Source organism: Caballeronia telluris (assembly GCF_001544495.1).
GTDB lineage: Bacteria > Pseudomonadota > Gammaproteobacteria > Burkholderiales > Burkholderiaceae > Caballeronia > Caballeronia telluris.
In genome coordinates this window covers 1-3,433 of sequence record NZ_FCNZ02000090.1, presented here as the reverse complement: position 1 = coordinate 3,433, position 3,433 = coordinate 1, and the positions used below count along the sequence as shown (strand labels likewise).

Here is a 3,433-nt window from a genome sequence, read left to right as displayed (position 1 = left end):
CGCCCCAAGGGTGCGCTGCGCCGGGCTCACGCCCGCCCTTGACTCGCTAGACCACCCACTCGGAATTCAAAAGAGGCTCAATAGTAGATATAGATTTGCAGATGGAATCAACGGTACCAACATGATCAAAAACATAATATTTAGAGTGATGTGACAGCGCGTCTAAACCCTCCATTATTTCTTCTGTCCGATTTACACTGGCACTTCCAGGCGCTGTAGCCGTTGTATGTCACTGCACTGCATCATCGCCGCCAGGAACGCTTCATGCGGACCGCTCCGTCAATCGCGTTGGCGGATTGGGCAATGGTCACTCATCATGAAAAACAGCTAGCGGATGAAACCCCGCGCGCGAGCAAGCGGGCGGCGCACTCGTGGGCCGCGGACGTCGGGCCGGGATTAGCGAGCGTCGCATCGGACAACGATCCGGGCGGCATCGCGACTTACACGCTCGCAGGCGCGTGGTACGGATTCGACGTTCTGTGGGTGTGCGTGCTGTCGTATCCGTCTACCGTTGCGCTGCAGCTCATCGCAGCGCGCGTCGCGGTAGTGACCGGGCGCGGCTTGACCACCAACATGCGGGCGCACTACTCGTCGCTCTTTTATTTCTTCGCGGTGGCGCGCTTTCTCTTTGCCAACACGTTCAACGTCGCCGTCGATTTACTCGCGATGGGCGTGGCGTTGCACGTCTTCATCGGTGGGTCCGTTGCATGGCTCGCACTGCTGTCGGGCGCCGCGTCGATCGCCCTCCAGTGCCTCGTTCCGTACGCACGGTACGCGCGGATCGTTAAGTGGATGGCGCTCGCGATGTTCGCGTATGTCGGCGTTATCGTGGTGGTCGAAGTGCCCTGGCAGACGGTTCTCATGCGCGCGTTTGTGCCGCGAGTGGACTGGAACGAGGAATACATCACGATGCTCATTGCCGTGCTAGGCACCACCGTCAGCCCTTATTTGATGTTTGCGCAAGCCGAACAGGAAGTGCGGGGCGGCGGCCGTCGAGACCAGAAGGCGCTAAACGGGCAGATGCGCAAGATTCGTCGCGACACGCTGCTGCGGACCGCGCTTTCGAACGCGGCCGCGCTGTGCATGATGATCGCGGCCGCCGCGACGCTGCATCTCATGCAAAAGACGCCCGTAGGCGAGCCGGTCGACATGGCGCGTGTACTGGCGCCGCTCGCACATGGCTATGCGAGCCATGTGCTTGCGGTCGCGGTGATCGGCTCTGCATTGCTGGCCTTGCCGCCCCTGGCGGGCTCCGCGGCGCAGGCTGTGGCGAGTTCGTTCAATTGGCCGCGCGGCGAACAACGCGACCGGCGGATCGCGTGGCTGCTCGTCGGCGTGACGGGACTCGGCGCAGCGGCGGCGATGGTGCTCGCGGTGCTGCGCGTCGAGCCCGTTCATGCGCTGTACTGGAGCGCGGTGGCCAACGGCATGACGGTTACGCCGGTGCTCGCGCTCCTCGTGCTGCTCGGTGCCAAGCGAGAAGTCGTCGGCGATTTCGTCGCGCACTGGACGGTGCGTGTGTTGAGCTGGTTCGCCACGCTCGCGACGGGGGCGGCCATCGTCGCACACTTCGTGCTGGAGTTCGTGTGAAGCGAAAAGCGTTGGCGCGAATCCGCGCGCTGATCGAAGCCTCAGCGGGTCGCGTGCATGCGGGCACCGAACTTGTCACAAAGGCCGGCGAGGCGATTGAGAGAATGACATCTGCAGTGGATCGCGTGACCGACATCATGGATGAGATCGCGTCGGCGTCGCGTGAGCAAACCCGCGGAATCGAGCAAGTCGATCAAGCCATTGGCCAGATGGACGAAGTCACGCAGCAAAACGCCCCGCTTGTCAAACAGGCCGCCGCAGCCGCCGGCTCGATGGAAGAACAAGCGGCGCACCTGCGAAGCGCAATGGCTGTTCTCAAGATCTCGCAAACGGGTGAGTCGGCAACAAGGAATCCGGTCCGGCATCCGTATTCGAGAACCACGACCATCCGTCGGGGCGCTCGCGGGCTAAGACAGCCGTGCTTGCAATAGCGCCCCATGGAAAACCAACGGTGAAACCTTGCCGGTAGGCCAAGCCGTCGCTCACAGGCGAGTGGTCAGCCCTTTCCGCTGATCTCGCATTGCTGACACGCAGCTACTCCCGAGAGGTAGTCAAGCCCGTCGACGCACCGTGGTCAAACCACACCGCGTCGGGGGGTATCGCGGGCGACTGGCCGCAGGACCTGGTTAAGAGACGCTCGGCGTGCCGAGCGTCGAACGGCCGGATCGGGTCGAGCTTGTGTGAAAACACGCTGATCGCCTAAACTGGATTAAGGCAATGCTGAAAAAGGTCAACGCATCAGGGTGGCAGGCCGTTTATATTGAATGAGACAAAAGACCCTAGCGATGGCAGCAGATCAAGGCGCCGGCTTCGAGCAGTATCGTCGGCCGACTAAGCGCGATGTGTTTCTCGAGACCATGGAGAAGATCGTTCCGTGGTCGCATTTGTGCGAGGTTGTCAAGCCGTACTATCCAAAAGGCGTGGGCGGAAGGCCGCCCGTTGGACTCGAGCGCATGCTACGGATGTATTTTGTGCAGCACTGGTTCAATCTCGCGGACGTAGCCTGCGAGGAAGCCTTGCTGGACAGCACGGCATTGCGTCGATTCGTTGGGGTCGACTTGGGCCGCGAGCGCGTTCCGGACGGCACCACGCTGTTGAAGTTTCGCCGCCTGCTTGAGCATAACGAGCTCGGCGAACAATTGTTTGCCAAGGTAGGTGAGATACTGCAAGGTCGCGGCCTGAAGATCGGCACCGGCACCATCGTGGATGCCACCATTATCGGTGCGCCGAGCTCGACGAAAAACAAAGAAGAGGCGCGAGACCCCGAGATGCATCAGACACGAAAAGGCAAGCAGTGGTACTTCGGGATGAAAATTCATATCGGGGTGGACAGCCAAACGGGGCTGACACACAGCGCCGTGGTGACAGCAGCGAACGTGCACGACAAGCATGCGCTCCCTGATCTGCTGCATGGCGATGAGCAGCGTGTTTACGGTGACAGCGCGTACGCAAGCCAGAAGGACCTCATTGCTAGCAAAGCCCCGAAAGCCAAGGATTTCACCAATGAGCGTGTGCGTAACCGCAGTGGCGAAATCGACGAAGTCAAGCGCTCGAAGAACCGCAATAAGTCGAAGATACGAGCTCGAGTGGAGCACGTGTTCGCGGTAGTGAAGCGGCTGTGGGGATTCGGCAAGGTCCGTTATCGTGGACTCACCAAAAATGCTACCCGTGCATTCCCAGTGCTCGCGCTGGCGAACATCTACATGAGTCGATCACGGCTGATGGCACAGGTACGTCCATAAATTACCAAGCGGGACGAGAAAGGCGCCTCTTTTGAATTCCGAGTGGGTGGTCTAGCGAGTCAAGGGCGGGCGTGAGCCCGGCGCAGCGCACCCTTGGGGCG

General features: G+C 60.8%; 3 protein-coding genes. All 3 read left to right on the top strand.

Annotation, left to right across the window (positions count from 1 at the left end; genetic code table 11):
- Window positions 1-303 precede the first annotated feature (303 nt).
- The 3 genes from AWB66_RS32110 (at window position 304) to AWB66_RS32100 (ending at window position 3,332) form a co-directional block, all read left to right on the top strand.
- Window positions 304-1,590 (top strand): NRAMP family divalent metal transporter, encoded by a 1,287-nt coding sequence (locus AWB66_RS32110; protein ID WP_087634004.1) that lies wholly within the window; start codon window positions 304-306, stop codon window positions 1,588-1,590.
- On the top strand, window positions 1,587-2,021 hold the full coding sequence (locus AWB66_RS32105; RefSeq protein ID WP_327355860.1) for a methyl-accepting chemotaxis protein: 435 nt from the start codon (window positions 1,587-1,589) through the stop codon (window positions 2,019-2,021). The genes AWB66_RS32110 and AWB66_RS32105 overlap by 4 nt, the downstream gene beginning before the upstream one ends.
- A gap of 333 nt (window positions 2,022-2,354) precedes the next feature.
- The gene (locus AWB66_RS32100; protein ID WP_087634003.1) at window positions 2,355-3,332 is read left to right on the top strand and encodes an IS5 family transposase; all 978 of its coding nucleotides are present in this window, start codon (window positions 2,355-2,357) and stop codon (window positions 3,330-3,332) included.
- The last annotated feature ends 101 nt before the right edge of the window (window positions 3,333-3,433 follow it).